Source organism: Staphylococcus sp. HMSC061G12 (genome assembly GCF_001838465.1).
Lineage (GTDB): Bacteria > Bacillota > Bacilli > Staphylococcales > Staphylococcaceae > Staphylococcus > Staphylococcus simulans.
Genome location: NZ_KV837083.1, coordinates 1 through 20021 on the forward strand (window position 1 = coordinate 1; position 20021 = coordinate 20021).

At 34.9% G+C, this 20021-nt stretch carries 22 protein-coding genes; 6 read left to right on the forward strand and 16 right to left on the reverse strand.

Translation table 11 applies throughout. From position 1 onward, the window contains the following. Window positions 1-554 precede the first annotated feature (554 nt). From perR to bcp, 3 genes are all read right to left on the reverse strand, one after another. Window positions 555-1007, reverse strand: a complete 453-nt coding sequence (perR, locus tag HMPREF2937_RS07295; protein ID WP_002481638.1) for a peroxide-responsive transcriptional repressor PerR — start codon at window positions 1005-1007, stop codon at window positions 555-557. Between the two features lie 93 nt (window positions 1008-1100). Then, window positions 1101-2051, reverse strand: a complete 951-nt coding sequence (locus tag HMPREF2937_RS07300) for a phosphoglycerate dehydrogenase (protein ID WP_023015853.1) — start codon at window positions 2049-2051, stop codon at window positions 1101-1103. A gap of 5 nt (window positions 2052-2056) precedes the next feature. Further along, window positions 2057-2512, reverse strand: a complete 456-nt coding sequence (bcp, locus tag HMPREF2937_RS07305; RefSeq protein ID WP_002481640.1) for a thioredoxin-dependent thiol peroxidase — start codon at window positions 2510-2512, stop codon at window positions 2057-2059. Window positions 2513-2593: 81 nt separating this feature from the next. Between bcp and HMPREF2937_RS07310 the strand changes: the two genes are divergently transcribed. After that, entirely contained in the window at window positions 2594-3883 is a 1290-nt protein-coding gene (locus tag HMPREF2937_RS07310) for a glutamate-1-semialdehyde 2,1-aminomutase (protein ID WP_002481641.1), read from the forward strand. 107 nt (window positions 3884-3990) lie between these two features. Beyond that, window positions 3991-5091, forward strand: coding sequence for an FUSC family protein (locus tag HMPREF2937_RS07315; protein WP_002481642.1), 1101 nt, complete (start codon window positions 3991-3993; stop codon window positions 5089-5091). Between the two features lie 51 nt (window positions 5092-5142). Here HMPREF2937_RS07315 and HMPREF2937_RS07320 read toward each other — a convergent pair whose 3' ends face one another. The 3 genes from HMPREF2937_RS07320 to mutY form a co-directional block, all read right to left on the reverse strand. After that, window positions 5143-6879 carry an ABC transporter ATP-binding protein gene (locus tag HMPREF2937_RS07320; RefSeq protein WP_070848242.1) on the reverse strand — a complete coding sequence of 579 codons (1737 nt, stop codon included), beginning with the start codon at window positions 6877-6879 and terminating at the stop codon, window positions 5143-5145. A gap of 158 nt (window positions 6880-7037) precedes the next feature. Next, window positions 7038-7580: a nucleoside tri-diphosphate phosphatase gene (locus tag HMPREF2937_RS07325; RefSeq protein ID WP_002481644.1), complete on the reverse strand. Its 543-nt coding sequence runs from the start codon at window positions 7578-7580 to the stop codon at window positions 7038-7040. A 72-nt stretch (window positions 7581-7652) separates the two neighbouring features. Next, window positions 7653-8699 carry an A/G-specific adenine glycosylase gene (mutY, locus tag HMPREF2937_RS07330; RefSeq protein WP_070864316.1) on the reverse strand — a complete coding sequence of 349 codons (1047 nt, stop codon included), beginning with the start codon at window positions 8697-8699 and terminating at the stop codon, window positions 7653-7655. 119 nt (window positions 8700-8818) lie between these two features. Here mutY and HMPREF2937_RS07335 point away from each other — a divergent pair, with 119 nt between their 5' ends. Next, window positions 8819-9802, forward strand: coding sequence for a metal-dependent hydrolase (locus HMPREF2937_RS07335; protein WP_002481646.1), 984 nt, complete (start codon window positions 8819-8821; stop codon window positions 9800-9802). A gap of 88 nt (window positions 9803-9890) precedes the next feature. Here the strand turns inward: HMPREF2937_RS07335 and HMPREF2937_RS07340 are convergent, their stop codons facing one another. The 7 genes from HMPREF2937_RS07340 to HMPREF2937_RS13705 all read right to left on the reverse strand — a co-directional run bounded on the left by HMPREF2937_RS07340 (window position 9891) and on the right by HMPREF2937_RS13705 (window position 15373). Continuing rightward, on the reverse strand, window positions 9891-10730 hold the full coding sequence (locus tag HMPREF2937_RS07340) for a hypothetical protein (protein ID WP_070864317.1): 840 nt from the start codon (window positions 10728-10730) through the stop codon (window positions 9891-9893). Window positions 10731-10740: 10 nt separating this feature from the next. Beyond that, the gene (locus HMPREF2937_RS07345; protein WP_070864318.1) at window positions 10741-12267 is read right to left on the reverse strand and encodes an ATP-binding cassette domain-containing protein; all 1527 of its coding nucleotides are present in this window, start codon (window positions 12265-12267) and stop codon (window positions 10741-10743) included. Window positions 12268-12282: 15 nt separating this feature from the next. Continuing rightward, window positions 12283-12597, reverse strand: a complete 315-nt coding sequence (locus HMPREF2937_RS07350; protein ID WP_002481649.1) for a YfhH family protein — start codon at window positions 12595-12597, stop codon at window positions 12283-12285. Beyond that, entirely contained in the window at window positions 12590-13393 is an 804-nt protein-coding gene (gene recX, locus HMPREF2937_RS07355) for a recombination regulator RecX (RefSeq protein ID WP_023015857.1), read from the reverse strand. The genes HMPREF2937_RS07350 and recX overlap by 8 nt, the downstream gene beginning before the upstream one ends. A gap of 176 nt (window positions 13394-13569) precedes the next feature. Beyond that, entirely contained in the window at window positions 13570-14382 is an 813-nt protein-coding gene (sgtB, locus tag HMPREF2937_RS07360) for a monofunctional peptidoglycan glycosyltransferase SgtB (RefSeq protein ID WP_002481651.1), read from the reverse strand. A 179-nt stretch (window positions 14383-14561) separates the two neighbouring features. Further along, a complete protein-coding gene (locus HMPREF2937_RS07365) occupies window positions 14562-15089 on the reverse strand; it encodes a type 1 glutamine amidotransferase domain-containing protein (RefSeq protein ID WP_002481652.1) in 528 nt (175 codons plus the stop codon). Between the two features lie 116 nt (window positions 15090-15205). Next, window positions 15206-15373, reverse strand: coding sequence for an SE1561 family protein (locus HMPREF2937_RS13705; RefSeq protein ID WP_096754677.1), 168 nt, complete (start codon window positions 15371-15373; stop codon window positions 15206-15208). A gap of 172 nt (window positions 15374-15545) precedes the next feature. Between HMPREF2937_RS13705 and yfkAB the strand changes: the two genes are divergently transcribed. Next, window positions 15546-16697, forward strand: a complete 1152-nt coding sequence (gene yfkAB / locus HMPREF2937_RS07370) for a radical SAM/CxCxxxxC motif protein YfkAB (protein ID WP_070864319.1) — start codon at window positions 15546-15548, stop codon at window positions 16695-16697. A gap of 68 nt (window positions 16698-16765) precedes the next feature. On the opposite strand, the gene HMPREF2937_RS07375 is transcribed toward yfkAB, so the two are convergent. Genes HMPREF2937_RS07375 through HMPREF2937_RS07385 form a run of 3 tightly spaced genes read right to left on the reverse strand, consistent with a single transcriptional unit; the run spans window position 16766 to window position 18803 of the window. After that, window positions 16766-17263 carry an acyl-CoA thioesterase gene (locus HMPREF2937_RS07375; RefSeq protein ID WP_031262747.1) on the reverse strand — a complete coding sequence of 166 codons (498 nt, stop codon included), beginning with the start codon at window positions 17261-17263 and terminating at the stop codon, window positions 16766-16768. Window positions 17264-17321: 58 nt separating this feature from the next. Next, window positions 17322-18560: an aminopeptidase gene (locus HMPREF2937_RS07380; RefSeq protein ID WP_070848239.1), complete on the reverse strand. Its 1239-nt coding sequence runs from the start codon at window positions 18558-18560 to the stop codon at window positions 17322-17324. A gap of 36 nt (window positions 18561-18596) precedes the next feature. After that, entirely contained in the window at window positions 18597-18803 is a 207-nt protein-coding gene (locus HMPREF2937_RS07385; protein ID WP_002481657.1) for a DUF1128 family protein, read from the reverse strand. 223 nt (window positions 18804-19026) lie between these two features. Between HMPREF2937_RS07385 and HMPREF2937_RS07390 the strand changes: the two genes are divergently transcribed. Beyond that, complete coding sequence (locus HMPREF2937_RS07390) at window positions 19027-19491, forward strand: low molecular weight protein-tyrosine-phosphatase (protein WP_023015860.1); 465 nt, start codon at window positions 19027-19029, stop codon at window positions 19489-19491. A 7-nt stretch (window positions 19492-19498) separates the two neighbouring features. After that, window positions 19499-19789, forward strand: a complete 291-nt coding sequence (locus HMPREF2937_RS07395) for a hypothetical protein (protein WP_002481659.1) — start codon at window positions 19499-19501, stop codon at window positions 19787-19789. The last annotated feature ends 232 nt before the right edge of the window (window positions 19790-20021 follow it).

Consider the following 20021-nt stretch of genomic DNA (forward strand, 5'->3'; position numbering starts at 1 on the left):
ATATTGTCATTCAGTTTTCAATGTTCATTTTTTCGCGTTACAATAATCAATTATACCGCTTTTGAATTTTGAAGTCAAGTACTTTTTAAAATTTATTTTTTCGAAGTAACTTGTTTCGTTTTTTTCAACAATAACTATTCTATAATGTTTCTTGTTGATAATCAATAGTAAAATTTACACTTTGTTAAAGTTTTTAATTCAAACTTTTAATTCTCAATGTTTAATTTACTGCGCCGTTTCAACGACCTATTCATCATATCAAGCCTTTAGTTAAGAGTCAATAATTTTCTATAATAAAAAATGTATAAAATTACTAATAGTACGCACGATTTCATTCATATGAGATTTTTGATGTATATGGTGTAATTAAACGTCCAACCATCTTACTCTTTGAGTGTATTAATACTTTGTCCCCCTCTTCAAATCAGCTTTCTTATTGTAAGGAACGTTGTTAAATACTTTACATAGGATTAAAACTCACATGATCCGAAACCAAATATAAAAAAGCTGAATGCCATGTGACATTCAGCTTTCCTATTAATGGTAATAATGTTTTATTGTTCTTTACTTTGGCATTCTGGACATAATCCATAAATTTCCATTCTGTGATGTGACACTTTAAAACCTGTCACATGTTGAGCTAATTGTTCAACTTCATGTAATTGCGGATAATGAAAATCTACTATCTTACCGCAATTCTCACAAATGACGTGATAGTGATTATGTGTATTAAAATCAAAGCGACTAGATGCATCTCCATAAGTCAATTCATTCACAATTCCTGTTTTCTTAAACACACGTAAGTTATTGTATATCGTCGCAACACTTATGTTTGGAAAATCTGGTGACAGTGCCTGATAAATTTCATCTGCTGTTGGATGAGTTTCACTTGAAATCAAAAATCTAAGAATGGCTTGTCTTTGCGGTGTAATTCTGATTCCGGCATTTCTTAAAGATGCAATAGAGTCCTCTAATTGATGCTCAATAGATTCCATTTCTGCACTCATCTAATCCACCGTCTTTCTACTTAATAATTATTATTACTTAATATTAATATAACGGTAGAACCATTGAAATGTCAATGTTGGCACATTATTTTATCAATAACCTTTTGATAAATCTACTTTTTTCTCAATGACATCTCCATTACTTAGAAAATGTTTGAAGTTTCTAATAAAAATTTGAGATGCCTCTTTAAAGTTTTCTTTACCATTTCCTGTGATATGCGCAGTAATACTTACATTATCTAATTGATATAACGGATTATCCTCTGATAGAGGTTCCTTTTCGAAAACATCTAAATAAGCATGACGAATTTTGCCCTCATTAAGCGCTTTAACAATTGTTTCTTCTGAAGCAATTGTACCTCTGCCGATATTAATAAATAATGCGGTCTCTTTCATTGCGTCAAATTGCTTATCTTCTAATAAATGGTATGTCTCTTCAGTTTCGGGCAGCACATTAACTACAACGTCTGCTTTAGGCAAAACTTGATCAAGTTCCTTTAAAGGATATGTTTCATCAAATCCATCAACTTCATGTCCAGTTGTATTAATACCAATAATTTTCATTTCAAATGCACGTGCAAGTTTGGAAATTTGTTTAGGAATATTACCTGTCCCCAAAATTAGTAACGTATCTCCATCTACACGTCTGCCTGTAATTGTAGAATCATAAACTTTATTATCTTGATTTTGTCTAGAAACTCTCATTTGTTTATAATCGTCTAAAATATAGGCAAATACAAATTGACTCATTTGTTTTGCGTGAATACCTGATACATTCGTTAATACAATATTACGTTCAGCAAAATATTGTAATGGTAGTGAATTAACACCAGCCGCATACCAAGCTACAAATTTTAAATTAGGCATACCCTCAAAAAAAGCTTGATCAGCTTTGCCACTATAACCAATTACAACATCTGCATCTCGTTTATCTTGCTCATTTATTTCATCTACATTTTTTCGAAATACAAATTCTACTTCTGGAAAAGTTTCTTCCAATAACTGCTCTGAGTCTTTTAATCTATTTAATGAAAGAACCTTCACACACTTCACCCCAACATTTCTTTTAATTGATTCATTTGTTCTTTTACTTTAACTTTTTCGATTACATGTTCTACTACACCATTTTCATCTACAACGAAAGTAGTTCTGACAATGCCCATAGATTCTTTGCCAAAACTTTTCTTCAATTGATACACGCCAGTTGCTTCAGATAATTTATAATCCTCATCTACTAGCAAATCAAAATTCAAATCATGTTTAGCAATAAAGTTTTGATGTTTCTTTTTAGAATCTCCGCTGATTCCGTATACTGCAATATCTAAATCATTAAACATTGCCATGTTATCACGGAAATCGCAAGCCTCTGTTGTGCATCCAGGTGTATTATCTCTAGGATAGAAATAAAGAATTGCCTTTCTGCCTTTGATTGTGTCGTTAGTAATGACTTCTCCATCTTGATTTTCTAATGCAAATTCAGGGAATTTGTCTCCTTTTTTCAACATATGCTCACCTTTTTCTTCTTATAGTTAATTATATGATACGATAGTAAACGGAAATATTAAATTAAAAGAGGTTGATAAAAAATGAAATTCACTGAAAGCGAACGACTTCAAAGTTTGTCAGACGAATACATCCTTGGCGGTGTCAACTCCCCTTCTCGCTCATATAAAGCAGTTGGCGGCGGTGCACCGGTAGTAATGAAAGAAGGTAAAGGTCAATATTTATATGATGTAGACGGCAATCGTTACATTGATTATCTTCAAGCATATGGTCCAATTATTACTGGACATGCACATCCACATATTACTAAGGCTATTCAAGAACAAGCAGCTAAAGGTGTGCTTTATGGTACACCGACTGAGCTAGAAATCGAATTTGCTAAAAAATTGCGTGAAGCAATTCCATCTTTAGAAAAAATGCGTTTTGTCAACTCTGGTACTGAAGCTGTCATGACAACAATTCGTGTCGCACGTGCATATACAAATCGCGATAAAATTATTAAATTCGCTGGATCTTACCACGGACACTCAGATTTAGTACTTGTTGCTGCAGGTAGCGGCCCTTCTCAATTAGGTTCTCCTGATTCAGCCGGCGTACCTAAGAGCGTGGCTCAAGAAGTAATTACAGTACCTTTTAATGATATCGAGTCTTACAAAGAAGCAATGAAACATTGGGGCGATCAAATCGCAGCAGTATTAGTTGAACCTATTATCGGTAACTTCGGTATGGTTGAACCGCTTCCTGGCTTCCTTGAAGAAGTAAATGAAATCACCCATCAATATGGCGGTCTTGTAATTTATGATGAAGTTATCACAGCATTCCGCTTCCACTACGGTGCTGCTCAAGACTTGTTGAACGTATACCCTGACTTAACAGCATTCGGTAAAATCGTCGGTGGCGGTTTACCAATCGGCGGTTACGGTGGACGTCAAGACATTATGGAACAAGTTGCACCTTTAGGCCCTGCATATCAAGCAGGAACAATGGCTGGTAATCCACTTTCAATGAAAGCAGGCATCGCTTTATTAGAAGTTTTAGAACAAGAAGGTGTTTACGAAGAATTAGATCGTCTTGGTAAAAAATTAGAAGATGGTTTAAATGAATTAATTGAAAAACATGGTATTACAGCTACAGTAAACCGTGTTTATGGTTCATTAACACTTTACTTTACTGACGAAAAAGTAACACATTATGAGCAAGCAGAAAATTCTGATGGCGATGCATTTGCGAAATTCTTCAAATTAATGTTGCATCAAGGCATCAACTTAGCACCTTCTAAATTTGAAGCTTGGTTCTTAACAACAGAACACACAGATGAAGATATCGAAGAAACATTACGTGCTGCAGACTATGCATTCTCCCAAATGAAATAAACTTGAAAAACACATTGATTCAGTGTATAAACTTTAATATACGTTTTTGTTTTTGGAAACCACTTCCAAGCAAATGTGCATAAATAGGAATAAAGGAGCACACTCATTTGAAACTAGGTGCAAGAATATTTAAAACAGGTATTGCGATTGTCCTAGCGATGTTAATTGCATCACTGCTGCCAAAGAGTGCAGGCATTCCTACCGTAGCAGGTATCGGTGCAATTGTAGCAATGCAGCCAAGTGTATATCGTTCTTATAAAACTATAAAAGAACAGTTTCAAGGTAACTTAATCGGTGCAATTTTATCTGTATCGATGGTCAGTTTATTTGGCGATAGTATTATTATCATGGGCGCAACAGTTATAGTCTTAATTGCTTTATTATTCCAATTAAAACTTCAACATGTTGCAACCTTAGCCACAGTTACTGCCCTTATCATCATGGGTCAAGGTGGAGAAACAGGTAACTTCTATGCATCAGCGTTTTATCGTTTCGTGTTAGTGATGATTGGTGTTTTCAGTGCTTTCACTGTCAATGTCGCCTTCTTTCCACCTAAATACGAAACAAAGCTTTATTATAATTCAATGAATATCGCTTCTGATATTTTCATTTGGATTAAATTGGTTATTAACGATACAACAGAGTTTTACCATGTTAAAGAAGATACAAAGAGTATTAAAGAACGTTTGAAAAATCTGGAACAATTATTCAATTATTATAAAGAAGAACGTCCTTTCTTTAGAAAAAATTGGCCAGAATTAAATCGTAAGAAGATAATTTTCAAACAAGTTGTGACAACTACAAAAAGTGCCTATGATGTTTTGAGACGTATGCATCGTTACCAACATGATTTGCATAATATGAGTACTGATCTTCGTTTGCAAATCAAATTTGAACTAGATGATTTAATGACTTCATATGACCAAATTATGTTAAGCATCGCTCAAAAAGCAAGACACGATTTCGAGAATTTCCAAGCACCTGTGGACATTCCGCAAAAAATTGAGTTAATGGAAGCATTTAAAAATGAAATGGTCCTGAACACTGAAACCTCTGAGTATTCAATTTCTAATGTCATGCAGATTATCTCAGCAATCGAGGAATTCAGTTATGATTTAGCACACTTAGACCGTTTGGTCATGAGTTATTTCCAATTCCATACAGATGACTCTAACATTGAAATTGAAGAAGAAGACTTAGACTTATAAAAAGAGAGCAGAAACTGTCCCCCGCTGAGGGACGTTTCTGCTCTTTCTTTATTATAAATCTTGAATTGTATAAAGATGATGGTATGCACCTTGTTTAGCTAATAACTCTTGATGCGTACCGGCTTCAATAATTTGTCCGTTTTCAACTACTACAATTTTATCTGCATGAGTGATTGTAGATAAGCGATGGGCAACGATTAATGTTGTTCTATTTTCACTTAAATGTGCTAAAGCTTCTTGAATGATTGCTTCACTTTCTAGGTCTAACGCACTTGTTGCCTCGTCTAAAATAATAATCGGCGGATTATTTAAGAATATACGTGCAAGTGAAATACGTTGTTTTTGACCACCAGATAATTTCACACCACGTTCCCCTACTTCAGTTTCATAACCTTCAGGCAGACTCATAATGAAATCGTGTGCGTTTGCGAGTTTAGCCGCTTCTATCACATCTTCATCACTCGCACCTGGTTTACCTAGTAAGATATTTTCTCTGATTGTGTCTGAGAATAAGATATTATCTTGTTGAACTAAACCGATTTGTTCACGCAAGCTAGATAATAAGAAGTCTTTTACATTATAGCCATCTATAGTAATCGTTCCATCGGTAGAATCATAAAATCGAGGAATCAAATTGATTAATGTCGATTTTCCTCCACCAGACATTCCTACAAAGGCGACGGTTTCGCCATGATTCACATTTAACGAAATATCATCTAACACTTTAGGTGCATGTGGATTGTATCGGAAAGATACATGATCTAATGAGATGTTACCTTCTGTGATTTTGAGCGGTTTCGCATAAGGTTCATCTTTTACATCATAGTCTTCATCTAATAAATGGAAAACACGGTCCATAGAAGCGAAACTTTGTGTCAATGTTGTAAATGAAGAAACAAGACGACGTAGAGGTCCGAAAAGTTGTTCTAAATAGCTGACGAACGCAGCTAACGTACCAACTGTAATGGAACCTGTTACTGCTAAATAACCACCGACGCCAATTACAATAATCGGTCCGATATCAGTTACCGTATTGATTGCTGCGAAAGAATAAGCATTCCAACGTGTGTGTTTAAAAGCACGATGTAAGAATTTACTGTTTTTCTTATCAAAGTTTTGCGCTTCATTTTGTTCAATTGCGAAACTTTTAATCACCGAAATACCTTGTACACGTTCGTGTAAGAACCCTTGTACTTCTGCTAAAGCTTGAGATCTTTCACGTGTTAGACTACGTAATCTTCCGAAAAAGTAATAAACCGTTAAAATGTAGAACGGGAATATAATCATAGCGGCTAGTGTCAATTTAACATCAAGTACAAACATGATTGATAATGCGATAATAATTGTCACACAGTCTAACCAGATGTTCATTAGTCCTGTTAAAATAAAGTCTTTAGTCTGCTCAACGTCATTGATAACACGTGAAATCACTTCACCTGCTTTGTTGTTGGCATAGAAGCGTGCACTTAGTGCTTGCAAGTGATCATATAAACGTCTACGAATATCATAAAGTATTTTGTTGCTGGTCCACTGCGCTAAATACTGACGCATATATTCTATCGGTGGACGTACGACTGCAAATATAAAAAAGGCAATCCCGATTGCGATACCCAAGTGGCTTAATTTGTCTTGCGTGCCCATGCTCGGATTGTTGATGACATCATCAATTACATATTTGATTAATAATGGAATCAACATCGGAATGCCGAATTTAATGATACCGATAATAATGGTAGCTGCTATCCGCCATTTATACGGCTTAACAAACTTTAAATACCTGCGTATCATTGAGGCAATCCTCCCTTTCTATCCTTTTCTAATGCGAAATAAATCAACGAGGCGAGACATTTTATTGCGATGTCCCAACCTCGTATTACGATTATTATTCATACCAAAGTTATTATAATTAAAAACACAAGACGTAATAAAGCAATCTGCTTGATATGCTAACCTTGTCTCAACTTTTTAAAGCGTTCTCTCCAAACTTTAATAAAGTCTGGCGCAAACGGACCTTTTTTTTGTTCAATCCATTGTTGTAAGATATCAACATTCCTGCGTAAAATCGCATCTATATCTTTAGGGTAATTCATTTGCTGCATATGTTGTTGGTACTCGTCTTCATCCAACAAATGATATTTACCATTCGGATAAACTTTGATATCTAAATCATAATCAATATATTTCAATGCTTCTTCATCACACACAAATGGTGACGATAAGTTGCAATAATAATATACACCGTCTTCTCTGAACATACAGATGACATTAAACCAATATTCCGAGTGGAAATAGACGATTGCTGGTTCTCTGGTAATCCATGTACGTCCATCGCTTTCGGTTACAAGCGTGTGGTCATTGCCCCCAATCACAACATGGTCTGTCCCTTTTAAAATCGTAGTTTCTGACCAAACTCTATGAATGTTGCCATCGTGCTTGTAACTTTGTATTTTAATACGTTCTCCTTCTTTCGGTATGGACTCTTTTACCATGTTCCACACCTCCTCCTGGCTATTTTTCACAATCACAATTATAACATAATGCTTTTTTAAACTCAGACTTAACTACTTCGTTGTTAAATAGTTTAATACTTTATGCATCGATGCTGGAAAGTTGTAGTGTTCTCTATCCTCTAAACGCATCCATAGAAAGCGATCACTTAATTGTGTTTGTGACTCATCTATAACATCGTCAACTTGATAGACTTGAATGTCCCAAGTTAAATGTGTGAATTGATGTTTTAACTTAAATATCGGTGTCTCACTAATAGATATATCTTGTTGTAATAAGTCATGAAGCTGTTCTTCACTATAAGTTGCTTCATACATCGGGAACTCCCACATTCCATGTAATAGCTTTTCTGTACGTTGTTCAATTAACACTTCATCATTTTGATTATAAATGACATAACAATTTTGTTTAATTGTCTTCTTTTTAATCTTTTTAGGTTTGACGGGTAGTTGATCAACCGTCCCCTCTTCTAATGCTTCGCAGTGTGATTGAACCGGACATAATAAACAAAGCGGTGATTTCGGTGTACAAATTAATGCGCCAAGTTCCATCATAGCTTGGTTAAATTGGCCTGCATGTGTTGTGACATAAGGACGCAATTCACTTTCGAATTTTTTTCGGACAGATTGTTTTGTAGTATCACTGAAATCATTATTTAAGCGAGACCACACACGAAAAACATTACCATCAACGGTTGGCAATGGTAAATCAAACGCAATACTCATCACCGCTGCTTGCGTATAAGGTCCCACACCTTTTAATCGTCCGAACAAATCCGGATTGCTTGGGACATTACCGTTATATTGTGTCGCAACTTCTTGCACTGCATGGTGAAAATTGCGTGCACGACTATAATAGCCTAATCCTTCCCAATATTTTAAAACTTCATCTTGTGATGCTTGACTTAAATCTTCGACTGTCGGAAAACGTTCTGTGAAACGATGATAATAATCTATCACTGTTTTAACTTGTGTCTGTTGAAGCATAACTTCACTAATCCAGATATAATAAGGATTAGTCGTTTCTCGCCAAGGCATTTCACGTTGATTGGTTTCAAACCAATCTAATAAATCTCTTTTGAAACTATTTTGCTGTTTCATTCTTCAATAGTTCTCCTTCTCTCTTGTCAACACACCCTTTAATTAAGGGTGAATTGATTTAGTTATTTGTCATTATGTTTTATACTATATGTAAGATTAATTGAAATGAGTGAACAATTATGGATACAGGCACACATATCGTCATGGGCATTGGGCTTACTGCGTTAGCCATGCATGACCCGACCCTGTCAGATCATTTTGGTGCTGCGGCTACAACCTTAATCGCAGGTTCTTTAATTCCTGACAGCGACACTGTATTAAAACTAAAAAATAATGCTGTTTATATATCTAATCATAGAGGTATCACACATTCAATACCTTTCACTATATTATGGCCGATACTTATAACCTTACTCGTTTTTACCTTTTTCAGCCATATTAATCCATTGCATATTTGGTTATGGGCACAACTTGCAGTCTTTTTACACGTCTTTGTAGATATATTTAATTCCTACGGTACGCAAGCGTTGCGGCCTTTCTCAAATAAATGGATACAATTGAGTGTCATTAATACCTTTGATCCTTACATCTTTATTTTATGGTGTTTAGGCATTGTGCTATGGGCTTTTGGCTTAAATGCTTTTGCGGTGTATATTCCAATTTTCATCGTATTAGTAATTTATTATATTGTACGTTTTATCTTCCAAGCCACAATTCGAAAACGTGTTTTACGTATGGTCAGCAGTCAAGATAATGCACACTTAGTTAAAGTATTTGTGGCACCTACTATGAAATTTATGGAATGGCGTGTCGCAGTTCAAACACAAACTCACGACTATGTCGGACGCAGTTATGGGACAAACGTCGTTTTCGCTGATAAAGTGAAACGTCAACCATTCCCTGATGAAGAATTAATGCAGGTATTACGTAACGACCCTAATATCAAAGCGTTTTTAAACTTCTCTTCTATATACAGATGGGATACTCGTCGTTTAAGCGATAATATTCTTGAAGTCCGCTTCATCGACTTACGTTATTTAAACAAAGATCACTATTCTTTCGTAGCGATTGTGCATTTGGACCAAGACTTAAATATCACCCATTCATACACAGGTTGGGTCTTTAGTGAACAGAAATTGATGAAAAAACTTTATACACATTAATAAAAGAACGAGAACAAAATGTATCAACTACACTTTGTTCTCGTTTTATTTTTTCTATGAATATTTTAATATACCTAAACTCATTTGATTAATGATCAAAATTGGAGTTTTTCACCTTTTCAGGTTCAGCCGTATTTTTTAAATGAATAGAACGATTAGTTGTCATTCTAAATTTCTCATATGCGATATGTGGTCTTAGAATATACAATAATAGACTTGCGATACCTAACCATACAATAAAGAAGAAATGATAAGGTATATTGCCCAAACTATTAACACCGATAATCACAGCTTCTTCAATACCAGAAACTAAATAAAATAATGGATTCAACATTAAAATATGCATCCAAATTGATTTATGTGGACCTGGAATGAAAAAGATCGGTACGATAATAAACATAACCGCAAATACGATATAGAGTGTCATATCAAAAATATTGTAACGGCTGATCATTCTTACTAAACCTAATACTTGCGAAACAATCATCACAAATATATTCCACATGACCCAGTAAAAGCCAATAGCCCAAAATGAACTATCTAAGTTGACGGGTTTGACCAGGACAACTAATGCGATAGAAAGTAATAATCCTACTGAAAAAATCAGTGTATAGATAATACTTTTAAAAGCGGTTGGATAGTCATAGTTCTTATATTCATAATAATCTCTGCGATAACGCATTGTGTTGAAATATAAAGTAACAAGTGTCCAAGATAATGTGATGAAACCGATGAAGCGGTAATACCACACAGCTTGTGTTTCTTCTGTCGCGTTAATGATTTTTAAAAACAGCAACATTACGAGTAATAACAATACTGAAGCTACAAGCGGAATCGCGAACCATCTCCAATTCCGCTTCAAACTCCCCATTAAATGTTTCATCATTTGCGGCAAGCTATAATAAAAATTTATCAATTTATCTATCAAACGGTCTCACCTACAATTCTATATAAATCCATTTATTATCTTTCAAATCAGCAATAAAGTAACCATTGCCTGATTTTGTGACCCAGTAATCCCCTTGAATATCAAACTTATCTTTTAATTTGTCTTTATCAACAATCGGGAATACAAATCCTGTTAAATGATCATTATCATTGAACAATAAATCTACAGGCTGTTGTGTGACTGGCGCAACAAAACGTTGATCTTTCTCAGGAACTAAACTTTTAACTACTTTCTTATGAGATTGACCTAAGTGACTATTATAGAAATCTATATAATTAATATAATTAGACTTCATGTAATCTTCGAGTGTATCTTTACTATGTCTTTCATAAAGACCTGCTGGATTGAAATGATATAATTTATTTTTACCAATTACATAAGATTTATCATCGATAACCAGTCGATATTTATTATCATTTTCTCCAGTAATCGTCACAAATGTATATTTCGGCAGCTTCACTTTTTGTTTATGGTGAATCCCTTTAACTTCAATATTGTTATTCATCACAATACCGTAGGTCAAAGTCTCGTCAAATACACCTTTTTTCTGAGCTTGTAATTTACTTTGTTCAGTGTTTTGCGCAAAATGCACAATACCTAAATTGTTAAACAACAATACCGCTGTAAAAATAAAGCCGACCAATAACAAAACGCTCCAACCGATAACACGTGCCAAGAAAGGTGTCGGTTTTGCGTGTTTATAACGTTCAATTCGTTTGAAGTTATAAGACATTTCAGGAATACGCGTACGTTTTTCTTTCCAGTCTACATCAAACTGCGCTTTTTCATCTTCAGTTTTTAATGATTGACGGTCTCGTTCATGTTCTTTAAATGCAGGCAACACACGACTCAATGGGCCTTCCATACGTAATTGGCCATGTGAAATCCATACGGCATAGTTACATACTGCCTGGATAACCTTTAAATTATCATCGATTGTAATCATTGTAAGTTCATCATCTATGTAATCTTGAGAAAGTGTTATGGCTTTCTCCATAAATGCATCATCCAATTCACTTAACACATGATTAAAGATAATGATATCGGCTTTAGACGTACGTGCTAAACTTACAATTAATTGTGCATACTCACGATCAGTTAACTGGTAAACTAGCTTATCTTTCTGCTCATATAAATCAGCATAGCGCAAAATTTGTTCGACTTTATGTCCAGAAACCGTATATGTAAATAATTCCACTGCATTTTGAACAAGCGCAGTCACCGTTTCTTCGTGTAAATGTTTATCTTCGATATCTCCGAAATATAAACTGCCGTTACGTCGGATACGCCCTTTATCAGGTTTAACTTCACCGGCTAAGATTCTGCCGATTAACGTTTTCGACGCACCAGGCTCCCCTATAATACCTAATGATTCTCCTTGATATAAGTGAAGTGACACATTATTCAATTCGATATCTTCAGCATCATAACCATACGGCAGATACCATTTTTTTCTATTCTTTTTACGATAATAATGTGTAATATTCAGTAATTTTAATACAATCGAACTCGCCATAATTTCTACATCCTTCTAAAGTTTTAATAATGCGACTGGGATGCCTTCTTCACTTAGTCCGCTATGCAGGATTTTGCCCCATGCAAAGACACCTTTCAAACGATCTACACGCATATAACGTTTCGTACCATCATTTAATTCATAAAGTTTACCGAATTCAATTTTATCTGTATCTACTAAGTAACTTTCCGCAATGATGACTTTTGTACGGTAGACATCATATTCATTTAAAATGCCGTTCATTTCTGCTTTACGCATTTTTTCTTTATATTTTTGTATTTCATTTAAAATTTCACTCTTAGTCATTTCGCTTAAACTTTTCTCAGTCATCACTAATCCCGCTTTCTCTTAATTTATCTTTAATTGTATCATACTCATAGCCTTTTCTGAGAAGTGCTTCTATTGTTTTCATCACAAGTTGTTGCCCGCTATATTTGCGTTCATTTTTACGATACACTTTTTCTAATTCCTTTTGCAATAAAGCATCAATTTCATCTGTATCTGGTTCAAAATCTAAGGCTTGCATCGCTTCATTAATCATCTCGAATGAATAGCCTTTTTGTAATAATGATTGTTTCACTTTATCTGTCCGCTTCTTCATCGGTCCTTTCTTTTGATGCATCAATTTATCAGCAAGCGCAACGATATCTTCAAGCGGTTGTTCTTGTTCATAACGTTCGCCATAATCTTCAATAATATTCTTTTCGACTCCCGCTTTATAAAGCTTTTGTTTGTAAATCTCAGGCCCTTTATCAGTAGTCCGAATCATAGTATTTTTTAAACTTTCCGCATAATCTTGATGATCAATATAGCCTTCTTGATGACAATAAGCAATGACTTCTGCAATAGCTACCTCATTGATTTCATGTTTTTGTAAATGTGTAATGACTTCTTGTTCAGTTCTTTTACGATATGAAAGATATTGAACAGCGTAATGTAACCCTAAGCGATAATGCTCATACTTTTGAATATGCATCATATCTTCAGCAGTGAGCGCATCGCCCTTTTTTAAATTAAAGTGTACTAAAGTATCCATATCGATACCCATCTCAAAGGCACCGTCTAAGTATAAATTAAACCGCTCTTTATTTTTCTTTTGAACTTCAATCATTGTAATTTTAGGCATGGTCTCACCTCTTCTCTTTAATTCATAACGGTATCGATACTTATTGTAAAACAAATGCATGTACTTTTATAGCATTATCCCCCTGAATTTACACAAGTAACATACATTGTCTCTTTTAAGCATGCGACATATAAAAAAGGCAATGCAGCTGAATATACTGATTGCCTGAAATCGCATTAAACGCCTAACTGAGCTAATGCTGTTTTATATTGTTCATCGTTGATATAACCTTGCTGCTTCATCTTTTCTAAATTGATTTTGACACGGTTAATATAGTTCTGTGACATATTATTAACATCATATACACTTGGCGCATTAATTTTACTTGCTAAAATGGCACTTTGAAGCACACTAATCGTCGGCATATTTTGACTGTTTGCGACGGTCGTTGTACCAAAGTAATGATTTGCAGCACTTTCAATAGTATATTGATTATCACCAAAATAAATATTATTAACGTAAAAGCTCAATATCTCTTCTTTAGAATATTCCCGTTCCATACGCGATGCGACCAATATTTCTTTCACTTTCCGTGTAAAACTTTGTTCATTTCCATAATAATAATTCTTAACAACTTGTTGACTGATTGTACTGCCACCTTGTACCGATTGATCACTTAAAGTCGTGAACAGTGCCCTAAATATACCTTTCACATCAAATGCGCCATGGTCATAGAATCGCTCATCTTCCATAGCGATAAAAGCGCCTTTAGTATAATTCGGCATATCATTGATTGGAACAAACGTAGATTTATTTTCAATGGTTTTTAAGTCCTCTACATTGGCACGTGATGACAATGCATACATCACACCAAAGAAGAGTGCAATTACAATAATGAGTCCAATAAGTAATTTTAAAAATAGCCCTTTGCTTTTTCTTTTTCTCGGCGGTGTACCTACGGGTTGATAATAAGTATTATAATGGGGTGTATTCTGTGTGCCTCTTGTTGTCTCACGTTGAGACCTCGATAGCCTTTCGCTTCTTTTCATACACAGATCTCCTCAATCTATTTTAGTATTTCACACATATTATAATTGAGAACTGTTTGATATGAAATAAGAATTATACGTTTTGACACAAAATCGGTCTTGAGTAGTACACATGGATACTCCTGGATATGTAAAAGACCGGAATATCTCATAGATATTCCGGCTAAGCTTATAACTGCTTATTTTTCATTATTTTTTAATGCGTCAACAATTGCTTTGTTGAAGTCATCTAAATCATCAGGTGTACGGCTTGTTACAAGATTTTTATCAACGACTACTGATTCATCTTTAACATGTGCACCTGCGTTTTCTAAGTCTTTACGTACGTTTAATACCGCTGTTAACGTACGGCCATTTAAATCATCAGTATCAATTAATACTTGTGGACCATGGCAAATCGCAAAGATTGGGTCATCTTCTTTGATAAATGCTTTTGCGAATGTACCATATCTTCCTTCTACGTCTCCACGTAAATGGTCTGGTGAGAATCCGCCTGGAATTAATAATGCTGAATAATCGCTTGGTTCAGCTGAGCCGATATCTACATCAACTTTAGCTTTTGTACCGTGTTTACCTACGACTTCTTCTCCAGCTTCTGAGCCGATAATCACTGTATTGTAGCCTGCTTCTTCGATTGCTTCTTTTGGACTAGTTAATTCAATATCCTCAAAGTCATTACCTAAAATAATTGCTACTGTTTGTGCCATTTATTTATCACCTTTCTATTCTATACAATAAATTGTAATAAGAATTTCTTTTGTCTTTGATTGTACTTATTGTATAGACCAAAATGTCATGATTTAAACATAGAAAGTATGAGACCTTACTTCTCACGTTGATAAAGTTTTACTTTTTCTTCTAATTGGTCTAGTAAACCAATCCATTCATCAACATCTTCAACACTGACTTTATCTGGATCCACATGATCAATTTCATCTACAAATTCAGATAATCTCGTTTTAATGTTCGTAATTAATTCGTTTTCGCTCATTTTCATGATAAGGCTCCTTCTTTAAAAATATAATTCTATTCTAACATGCGATTGACAAAATTCACTAGAATATTAATAATATGGAATGACTCATCTTTTGTGATTTGAATCTTTCACTTCACATTACCCCTTTTTTATTAAGAAATACATTGTATAGAAAGAAGGCAAAATTATGATTGGCCAATATACGAATATTAAAAAGCCGATTACTATAGCAAATGATCCTTGGGAGGCATACAATGATGTCGAAGCGTTCGGCAGCTTGCAGTTAAGCAATATTGAATTCACCACAACGAATTTATGTAATATGCGCTGCAGTCATTGTGCAGTCGGTTATACCTTACAAACAAGAGATCCTGAACCGCTTCCAATGGAATTAATGTTTAAACGTTTAGATGAAATTCCTAATTTACGTACCCTATCTATCACAGGCGGCGAACCGATGTTTTCTAAGAAATCAATTCGAAATGTGGTTAAACCGCTATTAAAATATGCCTATGATCGCGGTATTTATACACAAATGAACTCTAATTTAACTTTGCCGCAAGATCGCTATTTAGATATTGCTGAATACATAGACGTGATGCATATTTCACACAACTGGGGAACAACGGATGAATTCGCTACAGTTGGATTCGGCGCAATGGAAAAACAGCCCCCGCTTAAAGCAAAACTCAAACTTTATGAACAAATGATTGAGAATTCTAGAACATTATCTGAACAAGGCATGTTTGTCTCTGCTGAAACGATGTTGAACCAAAGCACGAAACCTTACCTTGAAAAAATTCATCGTGAAGTGGTAAATGATATGAAATGCAGTCGACATGAAATTCATCCGATGTATCCATCTGATTTTGCGAGTCAGCTTAACGTACTTAGTTTGAAAGAAATTAAAGAAACTATACGTCACCTTTTAGAAATTCGTGACGAATCTGTATGGATGTTGTTTGGGACACTACCGATTTATCCATGCATTCAAGATGAAGACGATGCACAATTATTCAAACAACTGCGTTCAGCAAAAAATGTCAGCTTACGTAATGATCCAGACGGCCGCAGCCGTTTGAACGTCAATGTCTTTACTGGCGATGTGATTGTGACGGACTTCGGCGATGAGACAGGCTCTATTTCTAATATCCAAACCGATCGTCTTACAGATGTTTTCGACAAATGGCTCGCTTCAGACTTAGCACAAAGTTTGAATTGTCATTGTGCACCGGTACATTGCTTAGGACCGAACTTACTAGTAAAAAATATGTATTATCCAAATACTGATTTCCGAGAAAAAGAAAAAATGATGCATCGCATCTTCCAGCAACAATAACGTTAATAATACAAAATGGCCTCTCAACACTTCATTTTATGTTGAGATGCCATTTTTAATTGCTTATTTTATTCAATATGTCGTCTTCTCGTTAAGAACTCTAAGGTATCTTTACTTTCTTGACGACGTTCTTTTCTGCGTTTTACACGTGCAGGCGCAGTACTATGGAACCATTCTTGAATTTCACCTTCAGGATAAACATCTGGTACTTCTGTTGGTTTGCCGTTTTCATCTAACGCTACAAATGTTAAGAAGCTGAGTGCTGCCATATGTTTTTTATCATTGATGATATCTTGAAGAATGATTTGTACACAAACTTCCATTGAACTTGAACCAGCGTATGAAACCATTGCTTCATATGAAATAATATCTCCATTACGGATAGGTAATAAAAAGTCCACTGAATCTGTAGAAGCTGTAACAACTGGCGTACTGCTGTGTTTCATAGCGCAGATTGCCGCAATTTCATCAATGTTCGCCATTAAGAGTCCACCGAACATAGTATGATGATGATTCGTATCTTGCGGATATACTTGACGATCTTTTACAGTTTTTGATGCTGACATTGGTTTACTTTCTCTTTGTTCCACAATTGATCTCCTTTATGAATTGATTATATTTATTTTAGTAAGCCCAGTTACCGTCTTTAAACACAATCTCTTCTTCCCCATCTTGCGTGATACCATAAATCGTTAAATCTGCGCTGCCAATCATGAAGTCTTCATGAATAAACGCATCATTTAAACCTTCTTCTGTTAATTGTTCACGTGTCATTTCTGTACCGCCAATTATCGTAAACGGATAACCAGCGCCTAATGCGATGTGGCAAGAAGCATTTTCATCTAACAATGTGTTATAAAAGACACGATTACGATTTGAAATCGGTGAATCGTCTGGAACTAACGCGACTTCCCCTAGATATCTTGAACCTTCATCAGTATCAAGTAAGTCACGTAATACTTCTTCCCCTTTTTCAGCAGAAAAATCTACAACTTTGCCATCTTTAAATGTAAGCGTAAAGCCATCAATCAGCGTTCCGTTATAGCTGAGCGGAAGTTTATTTGTCACATGACCGTTTACACGATTACGATCAGGGGCTGTAAATACCTCTTCAGTTGGGATATTGGCAATAAATTCTTGTCCATCATTTGTGAAACTTGTCGCATCTTGCCATAAATGATTCTTAGGCAAGCCAATTGTTAAATCTGTACCTTCTGAAATATAGTGAAGTGCTGAATATTGTTTGTTTTGTAGATATTTAGCGTGTTCACTTAAGTTTTGGATATGTTGATTCCAGTTTTCAATCGGATCATTACCATCTACACGAACAATGTCTAATAATTCATCAATGAATTTTTCATAAGCTGCCTCAGCATCTAATTCAGGATAGACACGTTGTGCCCATGCTTTGTTCGGATATACGACTACACACCATGGTAAGTCATTATTTTGAATTGCTTCCATATATCCTTTGAATCCTTTTGAATAAGCTTTGCCGAAAGCTGCTTTTTTAGCACTATCTGCATTACTTAATAAATCAGGGTCAGAACTCATTAAAGCTAAGTTTGCAGCACCACGTTTTACATAATCCATACGTTCTTCAATATCATAATCTTTCAAATCATTTTCTTCGAAGTATTCTACAGATTCATGTTCAAATTTTAAACGTCTTAATGTATCATCTGCATATTTTACTCTTACATCAGAAGCGCCGCGTTTGTATGCTGCCTCAACGATATCATGCGTTAATTCTAAAGCATCTACTGATGAACGAATAAATACTGGTTGCCCCTCTTGCACATTCATACCGACATCTACGATAAGTTGTGCATATTGTTTTAGCTTTTCTTGTAATTGTGACATAACAAAGTTCCTCCTTATTCTGACTGCTGTTTGTTCTTACGATTGTCGTAGTTCGCCTAATTCAGATGCGATGGCAGTCACTTCACTTGGTGAAAATTTTTCTTTTGAAGTAACAAAGCTATGAATTTCTTTGATTTTAGCTTCGTCTGCATCTTCAAATTTATCAGGATCGATTAGATTAACGTTTACCACGTTTAGTTTCTCTCTGATATCAATGATCATATCTCTATTTGTTTCTGACATTTAAATCACCTCTTTATGTTTATATATTATCAAACTCAACAATTCCTGAAAACTTTTGATAATTTACTCTTTAGATGTTGATTAAAAACCGATAAGATAATGTTATATGGGTTATTTCATCAGAGTTCGGGTAAATATTATCTATGGAACGTTAGGTATACCTTGTATCTATGTTCATCATACGCTTTATTTATCCGGCTGAAAAATAATTTGGAGGTAAAATATGACTACAGTAGCATTTGTCTGTTTAGGCAATATTTGTCGTTCTCCAATGGCTGAAGCAATTATGAAACAACGTCTGAAAGACCGCGGTATAGAAGGCATTGAAGTTGTCTCACGCGGTACAGGCAGTTGGAATTTAGGCCAAGCACCTCACGAAGGAACACAACGCATTTTAAATACTCACAACATACCTTTTGACGGTATGATCAGTGAACTATTTGAATCTACGGATGACTTTGATTACATTATTGCGATGGATCAAAGTAATGTGGATAACATTAAGCGTATCAATCCTGAGTTGAAGGGCCAATTATTCAAATTGTTGGAATTCAGCGATATGGAAGAACAAGATGTACCTGATCCTTACTATACAAATAATTTTGAGGGTGTATTCGATATGGTACAATCATCATGTGATAATTTAATTGATTACATTCTTAAAGACACAAATTCTAAAGAGGGGTAGATAAATTATGAATAACAAATTAGTACCAGGCATTTTATTAGGCGCTTTAGTCGGCGGAGCAATTACATTAGCTGACAAAAATACGCGAAATGCATTAAAAAGCAGTATTCAGAACTTAAAAGAAGGTAAACGTTCTGACAGAGGACCTTCAAAAATCAGCGTAATCAAAGAAGAAGTTCTTTACTGGAAAGATGCTATCGAAGAAATTCGTCGCAATAACCCAGAATTAGAACGTGCATTGAAAAATGCGAAAAACACGTTACAAGAGCGTAAACAAAACGATAAACACTTAAACTAATTATAGGTTTAAGAGCATTACAATGCGTTGACTATAGGGATAAACTTAAGTGAGTTTTACTCATCTAAGTTCTATCCCCCTTTTTTCAACTCATTGACCAACTGAATATAGTAATAAAGGAGTACATGTTATGTCTCATTCAAATGAAAAAGACAAAAATAATAAAAAAGAAGGGATTTTTCAAAAAGTAAAAGAAAAGTCTGAGGGTATTACACACGAAGATCATAATAAT

Coding starts and splice junctions, on each gene's coding strand:
- perR (WP_002481638.1), bottom strand. CDS start 1,007: ATGAGTGCAGAAATGGAATCTATTGAGCATCAATTAGAGGACTCTATT.
- HMPREF2937_RS07320 (WP_070848242.1), bottom strand. CDS start 6,879: ATGATACGCAGGTATTTAAAGTTTGTTAAGCCGTATAAATGGCGGATA.
- HMPREF2937_RS07310 (WP_002481641.1), top strand. CDS start 2,594: ATGAAATTCACTGAAAGCGAACGACTTCAAAGTTTGTCAGACGAATAC.
- HMPREF2937_RS13705 (WP_096754677.1), bottom strand. CDS start 15,373: ATGAGCGAAAACGAATTAATTACGAACATTAAAACGAGATTATCTGAA.
- HMPREF2937_RS07345 (WP_070864318.1), bottom strand. CDS start 12,267: ATGGCGAGTTCGATTGTATTAAAATTACTGAATATTACACATTATTAT.
- mutY (WP_070864316.1), bottom strand. CDS start 8,699: ATGAAACAGCAAAATAGTTTCAAAAGAGATTTATTAGATTGGTTTGAA.
- bcp (WP_002481640.1), bottom strand. CDS start 2,512: ATGTTGAAAAAAGGAGACAAATTCCCTGAATTTGCATTAGAAAATCAA.
- HMPREF2937_RS07385 (WP_002481657.1), bottom strand. CDS start 18,803: ATGTCAGAAACAAATAGAGATATGATCATTGATATCAGAGAGAAACTA.
- HMPREF2937_RS07365 (WP_002481652.1), bottom strand. CDS start 15,089: ATGGCACAAACAGTAGCAATTATTTTAGGTAATGACTTTGAGGATATT.
- HMPREF2937_RS07325 (WP_002481644.1), bottom strand. CDS start 7,580: ATGGTAAAAGAGTCCATACCGAAAGAAGGAGAACGTATTAAAATACAA.
- HMPREF2937_RS07390 (WP_023015860.1), top strand. CDS start 19,027: ATGACTACAGTAGCATTTGTCTGTTTAGGCAATATTTGTCGTTCTCCA.
- HMPREF2937_RS07380 (WP_070848239.1), bottom strand. CDS start 18,560: ATGTCACAATTACAAGAAAAGCTAAAACAATATGCACAACTTATCGTA.
- HMPREF2937_RS07335 (WP_002481646.1), top strand. CDS start 8,819: ATGGATACAGGCACACATATCGTCATGGGCATTGGGCTTACTGCGTTA.
- HMPREF2937_RS07350 (WP_002481649.1), bottom strand. CDS start 12,597: ATGACTGAGAAAAGTTTAAGCGAAATGACTAAGAGTGAAATTTTAAAT.
- HMPREF2937_RS07375 (WP_031262747.1), bottom strand. CDS start 17,263: ATGTCAGCATCAAAAACTGTAAAAGATCGTCAAGTATATCCGCAAGAT.
- sgtB (WP_002481651.1), bottom strand. CDS start 14,382: ATGAAAAGAAGCGAAAGGCTATCGAGGTCTCAACGTGAGACAACAAGA.
- recX (WP_023015857.1), bottom strand. CDS start 13,393: ATGCCTAAAATTACAATGATTGAAGTTCAAAAGAAAAATAAAGAGCGG.
- yfkAB (WP_070864319.1), top strand. CDS start 15,546: ATGATTGGCCAATATACGAATATTAAAAAGCCGATTACTATAGCAAAT.
- HMPREF2937_RS07395 (WP_002481659.1), top strand. CDS start 19,499: ATGAATAACAAATTAGTACCAGGCATTTTATTAGGCGCTTTAGTCGGC.